We start from the raw sequence: 21,685 nt of genomic DNA, 5'->3' as shown, positions 1-21,685 counted from the left end.
TGTTACGCTACACGATACACGAACATGCGAGATCCGTGACCCCTTTCGCCCATGGCGCCGGGCAAGGGAATGTATGGCTTGCTCTCGGCCACATGCTGCCACCGACCGGCATCGGCCAGTGCCTGCATCTTGGCGCCGAAACCACTCTCGAAGGCTTTGTCGGTGACGGAGAAGATCAGCACGCCGCCCGGACGGACCACCCGCACAAGCTCGTCAAGAGCGGCAGGCGGTGCATGGCCAACGGTGAGCACGCCGATGGCCGTGCAGCCATCAAAGCAATCATCCTCGAATCCGAGCCGCTTACCCATGTCCATGCTGTGGAGCTCCCGGTACACTCCCAGTTCCCGCGCCCGATCGAGCATGCCCTGAGACAGGTCCATGGCCACGATGTTTTCGTAGCCGAGCAGGGACAGCAGGCGGCCGATGATGCCTGTGCCGGCCCCGGCATCGAGCAGGCGGGCGGCCGGCTCCTGAATGAAGCGCCCGGCGAGACCGACGGTCAGGGCCGGATTGGTGTAGCCGAGATGGACCATGTCGTCGTCATAGCGCGCCGCCCAGGCATCGTAATGCTCGGCAAGCAGGCGCGTATCGCCGCCGGCTTCATAGACCTTGGCTAGCCATTCCTGGCGCTCGCGATCGGCGTTCTCGTTCTTGCTCATGCGTGTTGCTTGTCGCTCCCTTTCGGTTCCGCTGTTGCCCCTTCGCCCCGTGCACCCCGCGAGCCCCCTGTCGGGATGGCAACGGTTTCAGGATGGAGCCGGAGGGGTCGGCGCGTCGCGCTGTCGCTGCCCATTGCACAAAGCACCCCCGCGGGCGCCTCTCGCAGGCCGCACGGACCCACCGCTCCCCGCTCACTGTGTCTTGGGACTTCAGCTTGGGGTCTTCAGCTTGGGGTCTTCAGCTTGACTGGGGCAGAATCTTGGCACGCTCCTCCTGTGACACCTTGACCCATTCACCGGTCACCCTGTCTCTATCAGACAAGTTGCTGCCGGAAAAGCGACACCTCTTGGCAAAGGCTCTGCCTTCGGGCAGCGTGCCCGCCGTCTTGCCAAAAGGCCCGTTCTCGGAGTGTGACTCTATGCGCTTTTCCCCCCTGGTCGACCGCATTGCCGGTGAAGGTTCACGCGCCTGGGACATCCATTTCCAGGCGGTGGAGCGCCAACGCCGGGGCGAGGAGGTGATCCTGCTCAGCGTCGGCGACCCGGACTTTCGCACACCGCAGCCCATCGTCGAGCGCGCAATCGAGTCGCTGCAGGCCGGACGCACCCGCTACACCCCGATCAACGGCGAGCCGGAGCTGCGCGCGGCCATTGCCCGCTGGCATGAAAGACTTACCGGTCTGGCGATCGATCCCGCCGAGGTCGTGGTCACGGCCGGCGCGCAGAACGGCCTGTTCCTCTCCGCGCTCTGCTTGCTGGCCCCGGGCGATGAAGTGATCGTGCCGGTGCCGATGTACGTCACCTATGAAGCGGTCTTCGCCACCACCGGCGCCCGCGCGGTGACGATCCCCAGCGCAGCGGAGAAGGGCTTTCATCCCGACCCGGCCGCCATCGCGGCTGCGGTCACCGAACGCACCCGGGCGATCTACATCAACACGCCGCACAACCCCACGGGGGCTGTTTTTACCCGGGCGGAATTGGAAGCCATCGCCGAGATCTGTCGCGAGCACAACCTTTGGCTGGTCTGCGATGAGGTCTATGCCGCGCTCACCTTCGAGGGCGAGCATATCAGTCCCTGCGCCCTGCCGGGCATGGCGGAGCGAACGGTGGTGGTCTCCAGTCTCTCCAAGTCTCACTCCATGCCGGGATGGCGTGCCGGCTGGATGATTGCCCCCTCGGGGCTGGCCGCCCATGCGCACAATTTGCTGCTCTGCTCGCTTTACGGCCTGCCCGGCTTCGTACAGGACGCGGCACGCCATGCCCTGGAGGCTGCGGGCGAAGATCTGGCCGCCATGCGCGCACGCTATCGCGCGCGGCGCGACCTGATCTGCGACGCGCTGGCCGCTGCGCCGGGGCTGCTGGCCCGCAAGCCGGAAGGCGGCATGTTCGTGATGATCGATGTGCGCGGCACCGGCCTGGGCGCCCAGGCCTTCGCCCAGGCGCTGCTGGATCGCTACGCCGTTTCCGTGCTGCCGGGAGAGGGCTTCGGCGCCGCGGCCGCGGGCCATCTGCGCCTCAGTCTCACCGCGTCGGAAGAGGTGCTTGCCGAGGCCTGCCGCCGGATTGTCGCCCTGGCGACCACGGTGGCCGCCGAGCAGGACGCCGCTAACTGAGCGGCTCCTCGCAGTCCAAGACCCAGACGTCATAGACGCCGTGTTCCAGGGGGTTAATGGCGGGCGAGGAGGCGTACATCCAGCCATTGAAAACCCGCCGGTCGGGACCGTCGGGGTCGACTTCACGTATCTCCAGGAAGGCTGCGGATTCCGGGGGTTCCTCCGGCGGAGTCTTCCAGCAGGCGTGCAGCACCAAACGCAACGAGCCGAAGTCGTTGGGCTCGTTGAGCTTGAGTTCAAAGGAGGAGATGCGCGCTGTCACCTTGTCGAGCCCCTGCATCACGGCCGTGCCATGGGGGGCACCGGGGCTACGCTCCTGCGCCAGGGCCGAAGATGTCGCTCCTGCTGCCACGGCCACCGACAGGACAAACAGGCCAGTGGCGATCAGCCGACTACCAGGGACCATCGGAATCCTCTTCCGTGTCTCCCGAGCCGCCGCCGCCATCGCCACTGAAGACGAAACGGCCCAGCAGATCCATGAGGTTGATGGAGCCCTGGGTGTAAGCGATGCGCCCGCCGGGCTCGATCTCCTCGAGTTCGCCACCAGGAGTCAGCGAGACGTAGGTGCCGCCCAGCAGGCCGTCAGGCAGGATTCGTGCCGAGGTGTCACTGGGCAGCTTGACCCGATCATTGATGGAGAAGGTGACCACGGCATCGAAGGTATCGGGGTCCAGTTCGTAGCGCAGCACCGAACCGATCCGCACCCCGCTCATGCGCACCTCGGTGCCGTTGCGCACGCCGCTGGCATCGTCGAAGGCGGCGCTGACCTCGTAGCCGTTGTTGTTGGAACCGCCGATGTCCGTCGCCGAATAGGCGAAGATGATGAAACCCACCGCCACCAGGAGAACGACAGCGCCCAGGACGGTTTCAAAGACGTGCTTACGCATGGCCGCTCAAACCTCGCAGCTGCATGGCATCCAGGGAGCCTGCGGGCAAAGCCAGTGCACAGGCGTCACTCCGGGGTCCAGGCCTCGTAGTCGCCGCCGGTGCGCGGCCGATGGCCGCCGCGCAGGGTGTGCCCCGGCGGCCGATAGGCCAGATCCGAACCGGTGCGGTTGGGGCTGTGCGCGCGCATCCAGGGGCGCTGCGGCACGCCTCCCTCGGGCGGAAACTCGTCGGTGGTGTGATGCAACCAGGCATGCCACTCCGGCGGCACACGACTTGCCTCAACCTCGCCGGCATAGACAACCCAGCGCCGCTCACGGCGCAAGGAATCCTTGTGCGTGTGCCCGCCGCCCTTGGCGCGATAGTAGATGTTGCCCTCGCCATCACGACCAACTTTCTCGCCGTGCAGCCAGGTGAAGAGTCGCGTTACGATGCTGTTGCTCATGCCTATCCGAAGCCATTGCCCGCGCGCCGCAGAGCAGCGCCCTTTGGAGCCGGACTATTGCACCGCCCGGCCGCGGCGTCCAGACCCGCCAGGGCCGGCATTGCCAAGCAAGCACGCTTGTGGAAGGGATGCCACAAGGGGTGAACTGCTCTTAAGGGAACCGGGAGGACCAGGATGTCACGTCGCGCTGCCGACCTGCTTGTGGACTGCTTATGCGCTCAGGGCGCCGATCGCGCCTTTTGCGTGCCGGGCGAGAGCTATCTCTCCGTTCTGGATGCACTGCACCAGCATCCTCAGATCGAGACCCTGACCTGTCGGCACGAAAGCGGTGCCGGCTTCATGGCCGTGGCCGATGCCAAGCTGACCGGGCGGGCTGGTGTCTGCTTCGTCAGCCGTGGACCGGGGGCGAGTAATGCCGCCATCGCCGTGCACACGGCGGAGCAGGATGCGGTTCCGCTGGTGCTCTTCATCGGCCAGGTGCCGCGGCACGAGCTGGGACGCGGCGCCTTCCAGGAGGTGGACTACGGCAAGACCTTCGCGGACATGGCCAAGGGCGTCTGGACGGTGCACGATCCCGATCGCCTGCCGGAGGTGGTCGCGCGCGCCTTCGCCGTGGCCAGCGCCCCCACTCCCGGGCCGACGGTGGTGGTGCTCCCCGAAGACATGCTGGAGGAGATGACGGACGCCGCGGTCTCGGCGGCGATGCCGCAGCAGTCCGCGCCCTTTGACCCGCAGGCTGCGGCCGACATCGCTCGTCGTCTGGCGCAAAGCGAGAAGCCGCTGCTCATTGCCGGTGGTGCTCTGGACAGTCCGGCAGGGCGCGCAGCCCTGCATGCCGCTGCCCAGGCGCACGGGCTGCCCGTGCTCACCAGCTTCAAGCGCCAGGATATCTTCCCCAACGACGACCCGCTCTATGCCGGCCACCTGGGCTTCAAGATGCCCGACGCACAGCGCAAGGTGTACGAGGCAGCCGATATGTTGCTTGCGGTCGGCAGCCGGCTGGGGGAGGTCACCAGCCAGGGCTACCGCTTCCCGCACGCACCGCAACCGGTTCAGCCGCTGATCCATGTTCATCCCGACCCAAAGCATCTCAACCACGTCTTTGCAGCAGACACCGCTCTCGCCTGCGATCCAGTCAGTTTCCTCGAGGCTCTGGCTTCACAGCCAGCGACGAGGTCGCCAGCGCGCAAGATCTGGAGCGACTCGCTGCACGCCCGGGTGGCCGCGGCGCGCCCCTGGGAAGCGCCCGCCGACGGACTGCTCGACATGGGTCCGGTCGTGGCTGCGCTCTGCGAACAGGCCGGGGACGATGCCATCTTCATCACCGACGCCGGCAACTTTTCGAGCTGGCTGCACCGCCATTTTCCGTTCAACGGTCGCCAGCGCCTGCTGGGCGCCGTCGGCGGCGCCATGGGCATCGGGATGCCGGCGGCGGTGGCGGCCGGACTGCGCCACCCCGGCCGGCAGGTCATTACCTTGATCGGCGACGGCGGCTTCCTCATGACCGGAGGCGAACTGGCGACGGCGCTGCAGTACGGCGTGCCGGTGAAGATCTTCATCTCGGACAATGGCAGCTTCGGCACGATCCGCATGCATCAGGAACGCCAGTTCCCAGAGCGGCCGGCCGCGACCGACCTGCAAAACCCCGATTTTGCCAAACTGGCGGAAGCCTATGGCGCGCGCGGGCTGACCATCGAGCGGATCGAGGACGCCGCGGCCGTGGTGGAGACCGCGCTCCAGGAAGCCGGGCCCGTGGTGGTGCACGTGCGCAGCGCGCTGGAACACATCAACGCCTTCACCACACTCACGCAACTGCGCGGCTGAACGGCACGGCTGAACGGCACGGGTGCCCGGATCAGTCGCCGACGAAACCCAGCATGCGGTCGCGCGACTTGGTGATGTGGCGGTGCATGGCGTCGCGTGCCGCCTCGGGATCTTGCCGGGATATGGCGTTTAGCACCGCCTCGTGCTCATGCAGGACCTGGTGCAGGCGCAGGCTGTTGGTCATCAGCTTCAGGCGCCGGGCAACCGTGATTCCATTGTGCATGGCGTTGCCGAGCATCTCGATGGCCTGGACAAACAGCGGGTTGCCCGCCGCCTCGGCCACGGCGTGGTGAAAGGCGATATCAGCCTCGGCCCCGACCTCGTTCTGTTCCAGGGCGGTGGCAAGCTTCAGCGCTGCCCGCTCCATGGCCTGCATGTGACGCGGCTCGCGGCGCTGCGCTGCCAGCGCGGCAGCCTCCGCCTCGATACCGGCCCGGAACTCATAGCTGCGTATGATTTCGGCGATGCTGCCAGTCGGCGCGATGGAGGCGAAGGCATCGCTCGGCTCCCGCTCGACCCAGGTGCCTGACCCGCGCCGGCTGCGCACGATATTGTCCAGGCGCAAGCGGGCCAAGGCTTCGCGCACCACTGGGCGCGACACGCCGAAATCGGTGCAGAGCTTCGGCTCGGACGGCAAGCGGGTGCCCACAGGATAGAGACCGCGCGCGACCTGCAGTAGCAGAAGCTCATACACCTGGTCAGCCAGACGAGGCTGGCGCAAGGGCAGGAGGTGCGCCAACAGCCCGTTGGCGCTTTCCGTGGACGACGCCGTCCTATTCTCTCCCACCTCTGCCTCGGTCTCCTGTACCATGCGGGAAAGCGTAGATCGCTCTTGCAGGACAAGCAATATACTTGTAAGTCGACTTTACAGGTTTAGCGCACCCTCAAGGGTGCCACGCGAGCATGGGAGGGAGACGGCAGCGATGAAAACCAGTCCCGTAGAAGTGGCCGACCTGCAGAGGTCCGTGATCTCGGTCCCGCCGCTCGCCCGGCGCTCCGACCTCTCACTCGACGCAGCGGCCAATCAGGCGCTGATCCGCTATCTGGAAGCGGGCGACGTGACCACCCTGATGTACGGCGGCAACGCCAATTTCTACCACATTGGCCTGCAGCAGTACGCTGAAGCTCTGGGGATGCTGGCGGAAAGCGCTGGGGCGCAGAGCTGGGTCATTCCTTCGGCCGGTCCGGAGTTTGGCCGCCTGCAGGACCAGGTGGCGGTGCTCCGCGAGCACAGCGATTTTCCGACAGTCATGGTCCTGCCGCTGACCTTTCCGGCGACGCCGGATGGCGTGGCCACGGGCGTGCGACACTTCGCCGAGGCCTATGGCAAGAAGATCATTCTCTACGTCAAGAACGAGGGCTACCTGACACCGGAACTCGTGGGCAGTCTGGTGGACGATGGGCTGGTCTGCGCCATCAAATACGCCGTCGTGCGTGAAGACCCGCGCGAGGACGCGTTGCTGCGCGCCATCCTTGAGCGCGTGGACGCCTCCATTGTGATCAGCGGCATTGGCGAGCGTCCGGCCATCGATCACTTCCGTCACTTCGGGCTGCGCGCGTTTACCTCCGGCTCGGTCTGCGTGGCGCCGCGCAGCTCCACCGCCCTGCGCAAGGCGCTGCAACGCGGCGACTACGAACAGGCCGAAAGCATCCGGCAGCGGTTCCTGCCGATCGAGGACCTGCGCGACGGCATCAGCCCGATCCGCATCCTCCACGATGCCGTCACCCTGGGCGGCATCGCCGACATGGGGCCGATGCTCCCCATGCTTTCCAATCTCTCCGAGGCCGAGCGGGCGAAGGTGCAACCGGTTGCTCGCGACCTGGCATCGCTGGATGCCAGCATGGCGGACGCGGCCTGAAGGGCTCCTCGCAAATGGCGCATCTGGCCGTCGACGCCGAGCAGCTCGAAGCGCAGGTCCGGGCCATCTTCAAGGCCTGGGGCCTGCCGGCCGAGCAGGCCGAGGCCTCGGCGCGCATTCTGGTCGGCGCCGACCTGGCCGGGATCGAAAGCCACGGCGTCGGCCTGTTGACCATGTACAGTGAGCAGATCGCCCGGGGTGCTGTGATCCCCAATGCCCCGATCACCACGGCGGTGGAGCGCGGCGCCATCGCCGTGCTCGACGGCGGCGGCGGCTTCGGTCATCTGGTTTCGCTGAAAGCAGCAGACCTGGCAGCCGAAAAGGCGGCAGCGCTGGGTGTCGGTGCGGTGGCCGTGCGGAACTCACACCACTTCGGCGCCGCCGGCCTCTACGCCCGCCACATCGCCGAACGCGGCCTGCTCGGCTTCTGCACCACAGCGGTCTGGCGGCCGGCCATCGTACCCACCGACGGACGCGAGCCGATGCTGGGCACCAACCCCATAGCTTTTGCCGCACCAGCGGCGCGCAATCGTCCCTTCCTGCTCGACATGGCCACCTCCACCGCGGCCATCGGCAAGATGCGGGTCAAGCTTTTCGCGGGCCAACCGGTACCGGAGGGCTGGGCCTTCGACGAACAGGGCAACTGGGAGCGCGATCCCACACCGGCCTTGGCCGCCCCGAAACTCTCCCCCCTGGGCGGGGACGAGGAGCACGGCGGTCACAAGGGCTATGGCTTGGCAGCCATGGTGGAAATCCTCTCGACGACCCTGGCCGGCGCGACCTTCGCGCCGCTGCGCCCGGCCGAGCAGAAGACGCACGGCGTCGGCCACTTCTTCTTGGCTTTGGCCCCCGACCTCTTCCGTCCGGATGGCGGTTTCGAATCGGACCTGGACGCCCTGCTGGATGCGCTGCGCGGCAGCGCCCCACTGGACGAGGCCCGGCCGGTCCAGGTAGCCGGCGACCCCGAATATCGGCGCGAGGCGGAGCGCCGCGCCAAAGGCATACCCCTGCCCTCGACCCTGGTCGAGCGGTTGCGGGAGATCGCGTCCCAGGCGGGCGCACCCTTCCTGCTGTCCGATGCGGGACAGGAGGCAATCGGATCATCGCCTCGTTCGGAAGCGATGAACTGAGAATCACCAACGGGAGGACGATATGAAGAAATCCAAACTTCTCGCCGCGACGGTCGTTGCCGGTCTCGGCATGGGGCTGGCCGGCACGGCCGATGCCCAGCAGCTGCGTTTCATGACAGGCCCGCAGGGCGGTTCCTGGTATCCCCTGGGCGGCGCCATTCAGAACATGGCGTCCGAGGCGCTGGGCGCGAACATGATCGTGATGCCCGGCGGCGGTGTCGCCAACGTGCAGGGTGTGCAGAACGGCGATGCCGACTTCGGCTTCGGCAACTCCATTTCCACCGTCGACGCCGTCAACGGCCGCGAGCCCTTCGAAGGCCCGACGGACAATGTCTGCAACCTCGCCACCCTCTATCCGCAGTACTTCCAGATGGTGGTGACCGAGGACAGCGGCATCACGTCGCCGGCGGATTTCGAGGGCCGTCGCTTGGTGACCCAGCCGGTGGGTAACACCGCCGAGCAGGTGGTCCGCATGGTGCTGGACGTGGCCGGCCTGTCCTATGACGACATGCGCGGCGTGGATTACGTTTCCTACTCCGATGGCGTGGCCCTGCTGCAGGACGGCAATGCCGACATCTTCACCCTGGGCACCACGGTGCCGGCCTCCTCGATCATGGATCTCGCCAATTCCCGCGACATCTCCCTGGTGACGCTGGAAGACGACTTCGTGGCCGAGATGATCGAGCGCAATCCGGGCTTCTCGAAGCTCACCATCCCCGCCGAGTCCTACCCGGGCCAGGATGAGGATGCGACCGTGGCCGGCTACGCCACTCACCTCATCGTGCGTTGCGATGTCGATGAAGAGTTGGTCTATGGCCTGATGAATGAGATCTGGGAAAACCGAGAGGATCTCGAGGCCATCGCCGGTGCCATGCGCGGCCTGACCATCGAGCAGATGGGTGCCGACAATGGTGTGCCGATGCACGCCGGCGCCCAGCGCTTCTATGAAGAAAATGGCGTGACCTACTAAGGCACCGCCCTCTTCAAGGAGGTAGGCCGAGCCACGCTGCCCGGCCTACCTCCCCCTTTCGGTACCAACAGCGCGGCATCACAACGCGACGATCAGAAAACAGGGGCAGGCCATGGCTGAGGATCTCGCACAGACGGAATCCAGCTACGTCGTTTGGAGCAGACGGCTCGTTACGGCAGTCGCCGTGGGCATGAGCCTGTTCCATCTCTATATCGCCTTTTTCGGCCCGCCAAACGCCTTCACCCTGCGCTCGACCCACCTGGGTCTGGCGCTGGTCCTGACCTACCTTTCCATGCCGGGAACCCTCAAGCGCCGGCCAAGCGGCCCGGGCTGGTGGGACTGGATCCTGGTAATCGCCGCCATTGCCGCGGCCTCCTATCCGGTCATCGAACTGCAATATTTCTCCACCCGCATGGCCTATGTGGGTCCTGTCAGCCAGGTCGACATCTTCTTCGGCGTGCTGATGATGGTGGTGATTCTGGAGGCAACCCGGCGCGCGATCGGCGCAATTCTGCCGGTCACGGCACTGCTGTTCCTGGCTTACCAGCTGATCTTCACCTCGGTGGACCCGATTCGGCTGGTCGAATACCAGTACATGACCACTGATGCCATTTTCGGCATTCCGATCCAGGTCTCCGCCACCTACATCGTGCTCTTCGTGCTGTTCGGCGCGCTGTGCGAGCGCATGGGGGTCGGCAAACTGTTCATGGATTTCGCCCTGGCACTGACCGGCCACACCGCCGGCGGACCAGCCAAGGTGGCAGTGGTGTCCTCGGGCATCTTCGGCTCCATCTCCGGTTCGGCCACCGCCAACGTCATGACCACCGGCACCTTCACCATCCCGCTGATGAAGCGGATCGGCTACAAGCCGGCGTTCGCCGGGTCGGTGGAAGCGGTGGCTTCTACAGGCGGGCAGATCATGCCCCCGATCATGGGCGCTGCCGCCTTCGTCATGGCCGAGTTCCTGGGCACCAGTTACCTGGCCGTCGCGACCTTCGCCATTCTGCCGGCGATGCTCTACTACTTCGCCGTCTTCCTGGCCGTGCATCTTGAAGCCCGCAAGCAGGGCATGCAGGGCCTGCCCAAGGCCGATCTACCGCGGTTGGGCGAAGTTCTGCGTGAACGCGGCCACCTCTTCGGCCCGCTGGTGATCATCATTGGCACGCTGCTGTACGGCTACTCTGCCCCCTTCGCGGCGCTTTGCGGCGTGCTGTCCGTGGTGCCAATCGCCATGCTGCGTAAGTCGACGCGCGCAGAGGTCACCTTCCGCAAGGTCATCGATGCGCTCTCCGCCGGCGCCATCAATGCCATCATCGTGGCCATGGCCTGCGCCTCGGCGGGCATCGTCATCGGCGTCATCGCCCAGACCGGTCTGGGACTCAGCTTTACCGGCGTGGTGCGCGCGCTGGCTGCGGACTCCCTGGTCCTGGCGCTCATCCTCACCATGATCGCCGGCATCATCCTGGGCATGGGGATGCCCACCACGCCGGCCTACATCGTGCAGGTCGCCCTCCTGGTGCCCGCCATGGTCCGCCTGGGCGTGCCGGTGGAGGCCGCGCACCTCTTCGTGCTCTATTTCGCCATCCTGTCGGCCATCACCCCGCCAGTTGCCATCGCGGTCTACGCTGCCTGCGGCATCGCCCGATCGCCCATCTGGGAAACCAGCTTCACCGCGGTGAAGCTGGCCTTCACCGGCTACATCATCCCCTTCATGTTCGTCTTCGGCCCCTCTCTGCTGATGATCGGCCACTGGACCACCGTGGTGATGACGGCGATCACCGCCTTCTCCGGCGTGGCCCTGCTGTCCATCGGCTTGCAGGGTTACATGCTGGGGCCGCTGCACTGGCTGCCGCGGCTGCTGTTCGGCACGGCAGCCTTCGTGCTGATCAAACCGGGCCTGCTCACCGACAGCATCGGCGCGGCGCTGACCGTCAGTGGCTTGCTCATCGACTATCTCTTTAGACGCGCGAGCCGAAATGCGCCGCCGCAATCGGCGACCGACAGCGCATCCGTGAAAACCGGAGGGGAATGAATGAAGGACCGTCGACCCTTGCGCTCACCGGAAAGCCTGCGCAGCCATCGCTGGCTGGGCGTGCAGGACCTGCGTGCCTTCGGCCACCGCTCCCGGCTGCAGCAGATGGGCTATGACCGGGCGGACTTCGCCGGCAAGCCGGTGATCGCGATCATCAACACCTGGTCCGACATCAACCAGTGCCATGCCCATCTGCGCACCCGTGCCGAGGAGGTGAAGCGCGGCATCTGGCAGGCCGGCGGCTTCCCGCTGGAACTGCCGGCGATGAGCCTGTCTGAGCCCTTTGTGAAGCCCACAACCATGCTCTATCGCAACTTCCTGGCGATGGAGGTGGAGGAGTTGCTGCGCAGCCACCCCATAGACGGGGCAATCCTGCTGGGCGGCTGCGACAAGACCACGCCGGGCCTGCTGATGGGCGCCATCTCCATGGGCCTCCCCTGCCTCTTCGTTCCCGCCGGGCCGATGCTGCGTGGCAACTGGCGCGGTCAGGTGCTGGGCTCGGGCTCCGATGCCTGGAAGTACTGGGACGAGCTGCGCGCCGGCAACATCACGGAAGCCGACTGGGAAGAAATCGAAGGCGGCATCGCGCGCTCCTTCGGCACCTGCATGACCATGGGAACGGCGGCGTCGATGATGGCCGTGGCCGAGGCCCTGGGCTTCACCTTGCCGAACGCCTCCTCGATCCCCGCGGCCGACGCCAACCACCCGCGCATGGCCACCGCCTCAGGCCGGCGCATCGTCGAGATGGTGTGGCAGGACGTGACACCCGACCAGATCATCTCGCGGGAAGCGGTGCAGAACGCCATGGTGGTGCACAACGCCATGGGCGGCTCCACGAACGTGATCATCCACCTGATCGCCATCGCCCGGCGCGCCGGCATCGCGCTCGACCTCGCGGATTTCGACGCGCTCTCGCGCAAGGTTCCGGTGCTGGCCAACGTCCGGCCCAGCGGCCAGTACCTCATGGAGGATTTCTGGTACGCCGGCGGCCTGCGCGCGCTGATGAGCCGCCTGCGCCCGCATCTTGATCTCTCGCTGCGGACCGTGGCGGACAAGCGTTGGGAGGAAATTCTTCAGGGCGCGGAGGTTCACAACAACGACGTCATCCGCGACAACGACAACCCCGTCTTTGCCGAGGGCGCCACCGCGGTGCTCACGGGCAATCTGGCGCCCAACGGCGCCGTGATGAAGCCGGCCGCCGCCCGGGCCGACCTCCTGTCGCACCGCGGCCCCGCGCTGGTCTTCCCGGACTATGACGCCATGGCCAAGGCCGTGGAGGACGAGGGGCTGGAGGTCACGCCCGACCACGTCCTCATCCTGCAGAACGCCGGCCCCCAGGGCGGCCCCGGCATGCCGGAGTGGGGCATGCTCCCGATCCCGCGCAAGCTGGTGCGCCAGGGGGTGCGCGACATGCTGCGCATTTCCGATGCGCGCATGAGCGGCACCTCCTACGGCGCCTGCATCCTCCACGTGGCGCCGGAAGCCTGGGTCGGCGGCCCCCTGGCCCTGGTGCGCAACGGCGACGAGATCGAGGTGGACGTCAGCCAGCGCAGCCTGAACTTGCGCATCGACGCGCGCGAGATGGAGCGCCGCCGCGAAGCCTGGACTCCGCCCGCCCCGCGCTATCAACGCGGCTGGGGCGCCCTCTTCCAGCAACACATCGGCCAGGCCGACCAGGGCTGCGACTTCGACTTCCTGCAAGCCGGCGCCCCGACACCGGAGCCGGAGATTCATTGAGGTTGGGGAGCACACGCGAGTGTAAGGAACTGGCAGGCTGAGAATTGTACTACAGCATGTTACCCTAAGATCTGCACCCAACAAGAAAGGGCCCAGCAGAACGCGCCACGCCTTCGGATCATCGTAAGCGTCCTGCCCCTCCCGCCACACTACCCTCCTAAGCTCCTCGACCGATAGAACGCCCCCTTGCACCGCAGGCTCGGCCTGACGTCGCGAAAACTAGATCACGGGAGAGGCGTTAAGCATCTTCCTCGAAACTGCCGCACAACCAATCCCCCGCAAGGTTCGAGTGGGAGGAGTGGTGTGTAAGATTAACGTAGCACTCCCCATTGTAAATCTCTGCCGTGCGGATATCGGCCGCCTTTATCACTACGCTCCCAAGGCCAGGCACGGAATACTTCCCAGGCGACTGCGGATTCTGCAGATCATCCTTCCAGTGCGCTTTTCGAGGCATGCCTTCCCCTCTCCTTCTCCGCAGAGAATGCTACATCGGTTAATCAATAATACGGAATAGTAACCTGACCAGCGGCGCCACTCGGCTTTGTTCCCGAGATACAAACGGAAACTGGCGGAGTGCCCCAATCATCCGTAAAAAGCGCATGGACCAATTCTTTCCCCGAGAAGCCACGCGATTGCAGGCTTTCCAACTGGCGAAGAATATCTGGCCCCTCATGCCACTTAGATAAGCTGCCATCGACTAAATAGACCGTAATGCGCACGCCAAAACATTTAAGAATTGCCTTCCCGCCTTGATTGGCGCCCGAGAACAATCTTGCACTAAATCTCCTTTGGGTCGATCGGACTTCCTGATCCACACGTTTAGATTGCCCTAAGATGAGCTATGATGCTGAGGTGGCGACCGCGGAAAGGGAGGAAGGGAAGCGCCTGGATTATGTCTTGCGGTGATCGCGCAAGGCCTGCTCTTGCCGATACAGGACCGTCAGAATCTCTTCCTGCTGGGCGATGTGCTTCTTCATGTTGTCGCGGATACTCCACACCCAGATGGGCACCAGAATCCACGCCAATCCCAGGATGATCAGCGCAACAAGAAGAGCGCTGCCGAGAAATCCACCGATGCCATGTTCAAGGTATCCCATACCCAACGCCACTACCATAATGCGATACCGAACGCAATGCTTCGTCGCAGCCCCACCACTCTCTCACCCATAGCACGAAGGACGATGCTGCCGCGCTCAACACTCTATGGCCTGCCGTCACGCAGTCCCTTCTTCTGCACCGGTTACACATAATTCTTTTGTTGAATAATCGAGCGCGGTGGCGGCCTTAGTTGCCAACGACCTTGTTCGGACATCGAACGGATGGGGACGATGCTGGGCGGCAAGTCACCCTGCCACTACAGCTTCGCCCTCACCGGCGGGGCTTTTCCCTGACGTTCGCCGTTACCCCGGGCTGTTACCCCAAGCTCTTCACCCAAAAAAAAGGGCCCGGCGAGACGCGCCAAGCCCTTTAAATCTCTGGGATATCTCTGGTGGGCGGTGACGGGATCGAACCGCCGACCTACTGGGTGTAAACCAGTCGCTCTCCCAGCTGAGCTAACCGCCCCCATCCGCGCGCAAACGGCCGACCCTGGAAAATAGGCCGGCCGTTGCGACACGCATTGATCAGGAGGTCGTCAGTTGACGGCGTCCTTCAGGCTCTTGCCAGCCTTGAACTTCGGCTGCTTCGACGCCGGGATCTGCATCTTCTCGCCGGTGCGCGGGTTGCGCCCCTCGGAAGCCGCACGCTCGCTCACGAGGAAGGTGCCGAAGCCGACAAGGCGAACCTCGTCGCCCTTCTTCAGGCTGTCGGTGATCGTGCCGAACACGGCATCGACGGCCTTGCCGCTGTCGTTCTTGGATAGGCCGGTCGCTTCCATCACGGCGGCCACGAGATCGTTCTTGTTCACTCTGAACCCCCCTCTCTCTGGGTTACGCTCACGCTGTTCATAATGCGGAGGCGCGGACTGTGGCGCACTCTAAACAACGCTTTTATGCGCCGTCAACGCGGAAAGCCGCGGCGGAGCGCATTCTTCCGCCGCGGCCTTGCCGCATTAATGGGTGAGACGGTCGCCCCGGTTCTCCTCCACCACCGGCTTGGGCAGAGGATCAACCTCCTCTGGCTCGCTCCAATCGATGGGGGTGAGCTTCCCGGCGAGCGCGCGCTCCAGCACCTGGTCGACGGTGCCGCAAGGCACGATCTCCAGGCTGGTCTTCACGCTGTCGGGCACATCCGCGAGGTCCTTCTCGTTCTCCTCGGGGATCAGAACCGTCTTGATGCCGGCCCGCACCGCCGCCAGGAGCTTCTCCTTGAGGCCGCCAATGGGCAGGACGCGCCCGCGCAGGGTCACCTCCCCCGTCATGGCCACATCATGGCGGATAGGCACGCCAGAGAGCACAGAGACGATGGCCGTGACCATGGCAATACCGGCCGAAGGCCCGTCCTTGGGAGTCGCGCCCTCGGGCACGTGGACGTGGATGTCCCGCTTCTCGAAGACCGTCGGCTTGATGCCGAAGTCGACCGCACGGCTCTTGACGTAGGACTCGGCCGCCTGGATCGACTCCTTCATCACGTCGCCGAGCTTGCCGGTGGTCACCGCCTTGCCCTTACCGCGCAAAGTGACGGCCTCGATCTGCAGCAGTTCGCCGCCGACCTCGGTCCAAGCCAGACCGGTGGCGACACCGACCTGATCTTCCTGATCCGCCTGGCCGTAGCGGTAGCGCCGGACGCCGGCATAGGTGTCCAGGTTCTCCGGCGTGACCTCGACCGCGTTGGAGTCGCCCAAAGCGATCTCCTTCACCGCCTTGCGGATCAGGCCGGCCAGCTCGCGCTCCAGGTTCCGCACACCGGCTTCGCGGGTGTAATAGCGGATGAGGTCACGCAGAGCCTCGTCGGTGATCGACCACTCCTTGGCATTGATGCCGTGCGCCTCGAACTGCTTGGGCAGCAGGTGGCGCTTGGCAATCTCGATCTTCTCCTCCTCGGTGTAACCGGGGATGCGGATCACTTCCATGCGGTCCAGCAGCGGCTGCGGCATGCGCAGCGTGTTGGCCGTGGTGATGAACATCACGTTGGAGAGATCGTAGTCGACCTCCAGGTAGTGGTCGGAGAAGGTGTCGTTCTGCTCGGGGTCGAGAATCTCCAGCAGAGCTGATGAGGGATCACCCCGCCAGTCGGCGCCCAGCTTGTCGATCTCGTCCAGCAGGAAGAGCGGATTCGACGACTTGGCGCGCTTCATGCCCTGGATGATCTTGCCCGGCATAGAGCCGATGTAGGTGCGGCGATGGCCGCGCATCTCGGCTTCATCCCGAACACCGCCCAGGCTCATGCGCACGAAATTGCGCCCGGTGGAGGCCGCCATGGACTTGCCCAGGGAGGTCTTGCCCACGCCCGGCGGGCCGACGAGGCAGAGGATCGGCCCCTTCACCTTCTTCATGCGCTGTTGGACGGCAAGATACTCCAGGATGCGCTCTTTGACCTTTTCCAGGCCGTAGTGATCCCGGTTGAGGATGTCCTCCGCCTTCCGCAGGTCGATCTTGGCCCGCGTCGGCTTCTTCCAGGGGATCGAGAGCAGCCAGTCGAGATAGTTGCGCACCACGGTGGCTTCCGCGGACATGGGGCTCATGTTGCGCAGCTTCTTGAACTCGGCCTGGGCCTTCTCGCGCGCTTCCTTGCTGAGACGGGTCTTGCGGATCTTCTCCTCGAGTTCGGCCAGCTCGTCCTTGCCGTCCTCGCCCTCGCCCAGCTCCTTCTGGATCGCCTTGAGCTGTTCGTTGAGATAGTACTCGCGCTGCGTCTTCTCCATCTGCCGCTTCACGCGGTTGCGGATGCGCTTTTCCACCTGAAGCACGCCGATCTCGGCTTCCATGAAGCCATAGACCTTCTCCAGCCGCTCGCTGACCGAAACGGTCTCGAGCAGTTCCTGCTTCTCTGGGATCTTCAGGGAGAGGTGCGAGGCGATGGTGTCCGCCAACTTACCTGGGATCTCGATCTGGTTGATAGAGACCAGCACTTCCGGCGGAATCTTCTTGTTGAGCTTGATGTACTGCTCGAACTGGGACACGGCGGTGCGTGCCAGAGCGTCGAGTTCGCGCTCCTCGCCCCCCTGCTCGTCCAGAAGCTCGGCCTCGGCTTCGAAGAAATCGTCCCGGTCACTGAAACCGGTGATGACGGCGCGCTGACCGCCTTCAACGAGCACCTTAACAGTGCCGTCGGGCAGCTTGAGCAGCTGCAGCACGGTGCCGACCGTGCCGATGGTGTAGATGTCGTTGGAAGAAGGATCGTCCTGTGCCGCATCCTTCTGGGTGACCAGCAGAATCTGCTTGTCGTGCTTCATCACGTCCTCGAGAGCCTTGACGGACTTCTCGCGGCCGACAAAGAGCGGCACGATCATGTGCGGGAACACCACAATGTCCCGCAGTGGCAGAACCGGAAAGACGTTGCCTGTGCTTACTGTCACGATAATTCCTCTTGCCGCTCGGCGGCGGCCAGGTGGCCCGCCGCGGTTTGCGTGAGCCCGCGACCCTCATAGAGGCATCGCGCGCTCACCGTCAAATTGGCTGCACCGGGACACTCTTCAAGGTCTGGGTACAAAGGGGATAATGGGTGACGCATGGCCCCCATGCGCAAACTGCCCCGGCCGCACGCGGAGATGGGGTACTCCCCTCCTCCGCGCGACCAGGACACGTCGTGAATCGGAAAAAGCCCGGCGACGGCGCAATTGGCGCTACGCACTGGTGCCGACGTCGCCTCGTCGGTCGGCGTAGATGTAGAGCGGCTGACCGCGACCCTCGACGACTTCCCGGTTGATGACTATCTCCTCGACGCTGTCGAGTCCGGGCAGATCGAACATGGGGTCGAGCAGGATGCTCTCCATGATGGACCGCAGGCCACGGGCACCGGTCTTGCGCTTGATCGCCTTCTCGGCGATGGCCTTCAGCGCGTCGTCGGTGAACTGCAGCGTGATGTCTTCCATCTCGAAGAGGCGCTGATACTGCTTAACCAGGGCGTTCTTCGGCTGAGTGAGAATCTCGATCAGCGCTTCATCATCCAGGTCTTCCAGGGTCGCAACCACCGGCAGGCGGCCGACGAACTCCGGGATCAGACCGAACTTGAGCAGATCTTCCGGCTCCACGCCGCGCAGAATCTCACCCGCCTGACGTTCGTCCGGACCCGCCACCTCGGCACCGAATCCGATGGCCTTGGTCTTGCCCCGGCTGGCAATCAACTTCTCCAGGCCGGCAAAGGCGCCGCCACAGATGAAGAGGATATTGGTGGTGTCGACCTGCAGGAACTCCTGCTGCGGATGCTTGCGCCCGCCCTGCGGCGGCACGGAGGCAACAGTGCCTTCCATGATCTTCAGCAGCGCCTGCTGCACGCCCTCGCCCGAAACGTCCCGGGTAATCGAGGGGTTGTCCGACTTGCGGGAGATCTTGTCGACCTCATCGATGTAGACGATGCCGCGCTGGGCGCGCTCCACGTTGTAGTCCGCCGACTGCAGCAGCTTGAGGATGATGTTCTCCACATCCTCGCCCACATAGCCTGCCTCGGTCAGAGTCGTGGCATCGGCCATGGTGAAGGGCACATCGAGAATGCGCGCCAGCGTCTGGGCCAGAAGCGTCTTGCCGCAGCCCGTGGGGCCGACCAGCAGGATGTTCGACTTGGCCAATTCGACGTCGTTGTTCTTCTGGCCGTGGGCCAGGCGCTTGTAGTGGTTGTGGACGGCAACGGAGAGCACGCGCTTCGCGTGGGACTGACCGATGACGTAATCGTCAAGAACCTCGCAGATATCCCCCGGTGAGGGCACCCCATCGCGCGACTTCACCAGACTGGTCTTATGCTCCTCACGGATGATGTCCATGCAGAGTTCGACGCATTCGTCGCAAATAAAGACCGTCGGGCCGGCAATGAGCTTGCGGACCTCGTGCTGGCTCTTTCCGCAGAAGGAGCAATAGAGGGTATTCTTGGAATCGCTTCCGCCAGACTTACTCATGATCCTCGCTTCGCGTCCCTTAGCGCAAGCATGTTAGACAGACGCCGAGCTGTCACACAACGGCAAAAAGGGCAGCCCACCTCTGGGTGGCCGGGGTGGGCTCCCGAGCGCGACAATTTCATTCAACGGCGCCGGACGCAAGGGGCGGCCTGGGCAACGATCACGAACCCGCCTTATCGGACCCGCCACCGTCCTTGGCACCCTCGCCGCCTTCGGGGGAATCGCTCCGGCGCGTGACCACCTCGTCAACCAGTCCGAACTCCTTTGCGTCTTCGGCAGACATGAAGCGGTCACGCTCCATGGCATCCTCGATGACCTTGATGTCCTGGCCGCAGTGCTCCGCATAGATTTGGTTGAGCCGGGCGCGCACGGCAATGATCTCGCGGGCGTGAATCTCGATGTCGCTGGCCTGACCCTGAAAACCACCCGACGGCTGGTGCACCATGATCTTGGAGTTAGGCAAGGTGAAACGCTTGCCCTTGGTGCCAGCGCAGAGCAGCAGCGAGCCTGCCGAAGCGGCCTGACCGACGCAGACGGTCGAGACGTCCGGGCGAACATACTGCATGGTGTCGTACATCGCCAATCCGGCCGACACCACGCCGCCGGGCGAATTGATGTAGATGGAAATATCCTTGGAGGGATTCTCCGATTCCAGGAAGAGCAGCTGCGCGCAGACCAGCGTCGCCACGCCGTCGTGGATCGGCCCGGTGACGAAGATGATCCGCTCCTTCAGCAGGCGCGAATAGATGTCATAGGCGCGTTCGCCCCGGTTGGTCTGCTCGACCACCATGGGAACCAGCGTGTTCATGAAGATGTCGTGCGGATCGGTCATCGGCCAGTGGTCCCTTTGGCATGCGTCAGGCCAGCCGCATCCGGGAGGCGCCTTGCCTCAGCTGCGCTAACTCGCGCCGGCCGGAGCGAGGCTCCCCGAAAACGGCCAGGAACGACGTCGCCGCCGCGCTGCCCGGACTGACTCTCCGGGTGGCCGGCGGCGACGCCATTCGATTCGAAGCAGAGTGTGAGGCGCCAGCCCCGAGAGCTCAAGCGCCCTTCCCGGAGTCCTCGTCAGCGCCCGCATCAGTCTTGGCCGCAGCCGCCTCATCGGCCGGCGCGACCGCATCTGATTCTGGCGCTGATTCAGGGGCTGATTCCGGGGCCGGAGCGGCAGCTTCTGAGCTGGCTTGGCTCGGGACTTCCGGCGCACTGTCGATCGCCTCCAACTCGGCCATCAGGCCGTCGCGATCGGTCGTGCGCTCGCTCACCTTCGCCTTCTCGAGGATGTGGTCGACGACCTTTTCCTCGAGCAGCGGGCCGCGCAGGTTGGCAAGAGCGGCCGGGTTCTTCTGATAGAACTCAAAGAGCGCCTGCTCCTGGCCCGGATAGCGGCGCATCTCGCCGATCAGCGCCTGCTGCAGCTCCTCCTGGGAGACCTCGATGGCTTCCTGTCGACCGACCTCGGCCAGTAGCAGGCCGAGACGAACCCGACGCTCGGCGATGGCGCGATACTCACGCTTGAGCGTCTCCTCGTCCTTGCCCTTGTCTTCCTCGTCGAGGCGATCGGCCTTGCGATCCTCTTCGATGCGCTGCCAGATGCCGCCGAACTCCATGTCCACCAGCTTTTCCGGCGCCGGGAAGCTCGCCCGCTCGGCCAGCGCATCGAGCAGCTTGCGCTTGATCAGGCTGCGTGAGGCCTGCTGGTACTCGTTTGAGAGCGACTCGCGCAGCCGCTCCTTCAACTCGTCCAGCGACTCCTGGCCCAGGCTTTTCGCCAGTTCGTCATCGATGGCGGCAGGCACGGCCTGCAGCACGTCCTTCACCTGAACCTGGAAAACGGCTTCCTTGCCGGCCAGCTTCTCGTTGCCATAGGCCTCCGGGAAGGTGACACGCACCTCCACATCATCGCCCTTGTTCTTGCCGACGAGCTGCTCTTCGAAACCGGCAACGAAAGAGTTGGAGCCCAGCTCCAGGTGATGATCCTCGGCTTCCATGCCCGGGAAGGCTTCGCCGTCCACCGTGCCCTTGAAGTCGACGACCAGCACATCACCGCTTGCCGCCGGCCGCTCTTCCTCGAGCGGCTTGGTGCTGCGCTGCTGCTGGGCCAGACGGTCAAGACCTTCCTGCACCTGCTCATCGGTGGGCTCCACCACCACGCGCTCCAGCTCGATCTCTTCAAAGGCGATCGGCTCGATCTCGGGCAGGATCTCCAGCTTGAGATCGTACTCGAGATCCTTGCCCTCCTCGAAGGAGACAACTTCGACGTCCGGCTGGGCAGCCGGGCGCAGACCGCGCTCGTCCAGCGCCTGCTTGGAGGAATCCTGGAGGGCATTCTGCAGCACCTCACCCAGGACGGCCTGGCCGAAGCGCTTCTTCACCAGGGAGGTTGGCACCTTGCCCGGCCGGAAACCGGGGATGCGGACCTCGTCTTTGAGCTTCTCAAGGCGCGCGCCCACCTTCTCGTCGATGTCGGCGGCGCTGATCACGACCTTGTATTCGCGCTTCAGGCCTTCGGCCAGGGTCTCGGTAACCTGCATGAGGGTGGGGC

Annotated in this window: 18 protein-coding genes and 1 tRNA gene; 7 read left to right on the top strand and 12 right to left on the bottom strand. The window is 64.7% G+C overall.

From position 1 onward, the window contains the following. Positions 1-2: 2 nt before the first annotated feature. Positions 3-659, bottom strand: a complete 657-nt coding sequence (locus P2G67_RS00225) for a class I SAM-dependent DNA methyltransferase (protein WP_275818866.1) — start codon at positions 657-659, stop codon at positions 3-5. Positions 660-1,078: 419 nt separating this feature from the next. Between P2G67_RS00225 and P2G67_RS00220 the strand changes: the two genes are divergently transcribed. Further along, entirely contained in the window at positions 1,079-2,272 is a 1,194-nt protein-coding gene (locus P2G67_RS00220; protein WP_275818864.1) for a pyridoxal phosphate-dependent aminotransferase, read from the top strand. Here P2G67_RS00220 and P2G67_RS00215 read toward each other — a convergent pair. The 3 genes from P2G67_RS00215 to P2G67_RS00205 form a co-directional block, all read right to left on the bottom strand. Beyond that, on the bottom strand, positions 2,265-2,678 hold the full coding sequence (locus P2G67_RS00215) for a DUF2155 domain-containing protein (protein ID WP_275818862.1): 414 nt from the start codon (positions 2,676-2,678) through the stop codon (positions 2,265-2,267). The genes P2G67_RS00220 and P2G67_RS00215 overlap by 8 nt on opposite strands. Next, positions 2,665-3,159, bottom strand: a complete 495-nt coding sequence (mlaD, locus tag P2G67_RS00210; protein ID WP_275818860.1) for an outer membrane lipid asymmetry maintenance protein MlaD — start codon at positions 3,157-3,159, stop codon at positions 2,665-2,667. Before mlaD ends, P2G67_RS00215 begins: the two co-directional genes overlap by 14 nt. Positions 3,160-3,224: 65 nt before the next feature. Then, positions 3,225-3,602, bottom strand: a complete 378-nt coding sequence (locus P2G67_RS00205; RefSeq protein ID WP_275818858.1) for an NADH:ubiquinone oxidoreductase subunit NDUFA12 — start codon at positions 3,600-3,602, stop codon at positions 3,225-3,227. 174 nt (positions 3,603-3,776) lie between these two features. On the opposite strand from P2G67_RS00205, the gene P2G67_RS00200 reads away from it, so the two are divergent. Continuing rightward, a complete protein-coding gene (locus tag P2G67_RS00200; protein ID WP_275818856.1) occupies positions 3,777-5,426 on the top strand; it encodes a thiamine pyrophosphate-dependent enzyme in 1,650 nt (549 codons plus the stop codon). Positions 5,427-5,457: 31 nt separating this feature from the next. Here the strand turns inward: P2G67_RS00200 and P2G67_RS00195 are convergent, their stop codons facing one another. Continuing rightward, entirely contained in the window at positions 5,458-6,237 is a 780-nt protein-coding gene (locus P2G67_RS00195) for a FadR/GntR family transcriptional regulator (protein WP_275818854.1), read from the bottom strand. 112 nt (positions 6,238-6,349) lie between these two features. Between P2G67_RS00195 and P2G67_RS00190 the strand changes: the two genes are divergently transcribed. The 5 genes from P2G67_RS00190 to araD all read left to right on the top strand — a co-directional run bounded on the left by P2G67_RS00190 (position 6,350) and on the right by araD (position 13,154). Beyond that, positions 6,350-7,285, top strand: coding sequence for a dihydrodipicolinate synthase family protein (locus tag P2G67_RS00190; RefSeq protein ID WP_275818852.1), 936 nt, complete (start codon positions 6,350-6,352; stop codon positions 7,283-7,285). A gap of 14 nt (positions 7,286-7,299) precedes the next feature. Next, positions 7,300-8,415, top strand: a complete 1,116-nt coding sequence (locus P2G67_RS00185; protein ID WP_275818850.1) for an Ldh family oxidoreductase — start codon at positions 7,300-7,302, stop codon at positions 8,413-8,415. Positions 8,416-8,437: 22 nt separating this feature from the next. After that, positions 8,438-9,385, top strand: coding sequence for a TAXI family TRAP transporter solute-binding subunit (locus tag P2G67_RS00180; protein WP_275818848.1), 948 nt, complete (start codon positions 8,438-8,440; stop codon positions 9,383-9,385). Between the two features lie 112 nt (positions 9,386-9,497). Further along, the gene (locus P2G67_RS00175) at positions 9,498-11,417 is read left to right on the top strand and encodes a TRAP transporter permease (protein ID WP_275818846.1); all 1,920 of its coding nucleotides are present in this window, start codon (positions 9,498-9,500) and stop codon (positions 11,415-11,417) included. Continuing rightward, positions 11,418-13,154 (top strand): L-arabinonate dehydratase, encoded by a 1,737-nt coding sequence (gene araD / locus P2G67_RS00170; protein WP_275818844.1) that lies wholly within the window; start codon positions 11,418-11,420, stop codon positions 13,152-13,154. Positions 13,155-14,044: 890 nt separating this feature from the next. On the opposite strand, the gene P2G67_RS00165 is transcribed toward araD, so the two are convergent. From P2G67_RS00165 to tig, 7 genes are all read right to left on the bottom strand, one after another. Next, a complete protein-coding gene (locus P2G67_RS00165) occupies positions 14,045-14,269 on the bottom strand; it encodes a hypothetical protein (protein WP_275818842.1) in 225 nt (74 codons plus the stop codon). Between the two features lie 372 nt (positions 14,270-14,641). Then, positions 14,642-14,717 (bottom strand) — tRNA-Val (locus P2G67_RS00160). A 70-nt stretch (positions 14,718-14,787) separates the two neighbouring features. After that, entirely contained in the window at positions 14,788-15,060 is a 273-nt protein-coding gene (locus P2G67_RS00155; protein WP_275818840.1) for an HU family DNA-binding protein, read from the bottom strand. A 144-nt stretch (positions 15,061-15,204) separates the two neighbouring features. After that, positions 15,205-17,610 carry an endopeptidase La gene (gene lon, locus P2G67_RS00150; RefSeq protein ID WP_275818838.1) on the bottom strand — a complete coding sequence of 802 codons (2,406 nt, stop codon included), beginning with the start codon at positions 17,608-17,610 and terminating at the stop codon, positions 15,205-15,207. Positions 17,611-17,877: 267 nt separating this feature from the next. Beyond that, positions 17,878-19,143, bottom strand: a complete 1,266-nt coding sequence (clpX, locus tag P2G67_RS00145; RefSeq protein ID WP_275818836.1) for an ATP-dependent Clp protease ATP-binding subunit ClpX — start codon at positions 19,141-19,143, stop codon at positions 17,878-17,880. Positions 19,144-19,303: 160 nt separating this feature from the next. Continuing rightward, positions 19,304-19,975, bottom strand: a complete 672-nt coding sequence (gene clpP, locus P2G67_RS00140) for an ATP-dependent Clp endopeptidase proteolytic subunit ClpP (protein WP_275818834.1) — start codon at positions 19,973-19,975, stop codon at positions 19,304-19,306. A 208-nt stretch (positions 19,976-20,183) separates the two neighbouring features. Further along, on the bottom strand, positions 20,184-21,674 hold the full coding sequence (gene tig / locus P2G67_RS00135; RefSeq protein WP_275818833.1) for a trigger factor: 1,491 nt from the start codon (positions 21,672-21,674) through the stop codon (positions 20,184-20,186). Positions 21,675-21,685 lie beyond the last annotated feature (11 nt).

This window comes from Aquibaculum arenosum, from assembly GCF_029222965.1.
GTDB lineage: Bacteria > Pseudomonadota > Alphaproteobacteria > Kiloniellales > DSM-21159 > Aquibaculum > Aquibaculum arenosum.
Note: the sequence above shows the minus strand (reverse complement) of the source record. Positions and strands in the feature narration are given on the sequence as shown.

What these genes read in the sequence shown, in the direction of transcription:
- P2G67_RS00195 (WP_275818854.1), bottom strand. Translation starts at nt 6,237, where the DNA reads ATGGTACAGGAGACCGAGGCAGAGGTGGGAGAGAATAGGACGGCGTCG.
- P2G67_RS00185 (WP_275818850.1), top strand. Translation starts at nt 7,300, where the DNA reads ATGGCGCATCTGGCCGTCGACGCCGAGCAGCTCGAAGCGCAGGTCCGG.
- P2G67_RS00205 (WP_275818858.1), bottom strand. Translation starts at nt 3,602, where the DNA reads ATGAGCAACAGCATCGTAACGCGACTCTTCACCTGGCTGCACGGCGAG.
- P2G67_RS00190 (WP_275818852.1), top strand. Translation starts at nt 6,350, where the DNA reads ATGAAAACCAGTCCCGTAGAAGTGGCCGACCTGCAGAGGTCCGTGATC.
- P2G67_RS00175 (WP_275818846.1), top strand. Translation starts at nt 9,498, where the DNA reads ATGGCTGAGGATCTCGCACAGACGGAATCCAGCTACGTCGTTTGGAGC.
- P2G67_RS00220 (WP_275818864.1), top strand. Translation starts at nt 1,079, where the DNA reads ATGCGCTTTTCCCCCCTGGTCGACCGCATTGCCGGTGAAGGTTCACGC.
- P2G67_RS00165 (WP_275818842.1), bottom strand. Translation starts at nt 14,269, where the DNA reads ATGGTAGTGGCGTTGGGTATGGGATACCTTGAACATGGCATCGGTGGA.
- P2G67_RS00215 (WP_275818862.1), bottom strand. Translation starts at nt 2,678, where the DNA reads ATGGTCCCTGGTAGTCGGCTGATCGCCACTGGCCTGTTTGTCCTGTCG.
- araD (WP_275818844.1), top strand. Translation starts at nt 11,418, where the DNA reads ATGAAGGACCGTCGACCCTTGCGCTCACCGGAAAGCCTGCGCAGCCAT.
- tig (WP_275818833.1), bottom strand. Translation starts at nt 21,674, where the DNA reads ATGCAGGTTACCGAGACCCTGGCCGAAGGCCTGAAGCGCGAATACAAG.
- mlaD (WP_275818860.1), bottom strand. Translation starts at nt 3,159, where the DNA reads ATGCGTAAGCACGTCTTTGAAACCGTCCTGGGCGCTGTCGTTCTCCTG.
- clpP (WP_275818834.1), bottom strand. Translation starts at nt 19,975, where the DNA reads ATGACCGATCCGCACGACATCTTCATGAACACGCTGGTTCCCATGGTG.
- clpX (WP_275818836.1), bottom strand. Translation starts at nt 19,143, where the DNA reads ATGAGTAAGTCTGGCGGAAGCGATTCCAAGAATACCCTCTATTGCTCC.
- P2G67_RS00180 (WP_275818848.1), top strand. Translation starts at nt 8,438, where the DNA reads ATGAAGAAATCCAAACTTCTCGCCGCGACGGTCGTTGCCGGTCTCGGC.
- P2G67_RS00200 (WP_275818856.1), top strand. Translation starts at nt 3,777, where the DNA reads ATGTCACGTCGCGCTGCCGACCTGCTTGTGGACTGCTTATGCGCTCAG.
- P2G67_RS00225 (WP_275818866.1), bottom strand. Translation starts at nt 659, where the DNA reads ATGAGCAAGAACGAGAACGCCGATCGCGAGCGCCAGGAATGGCTAGCC.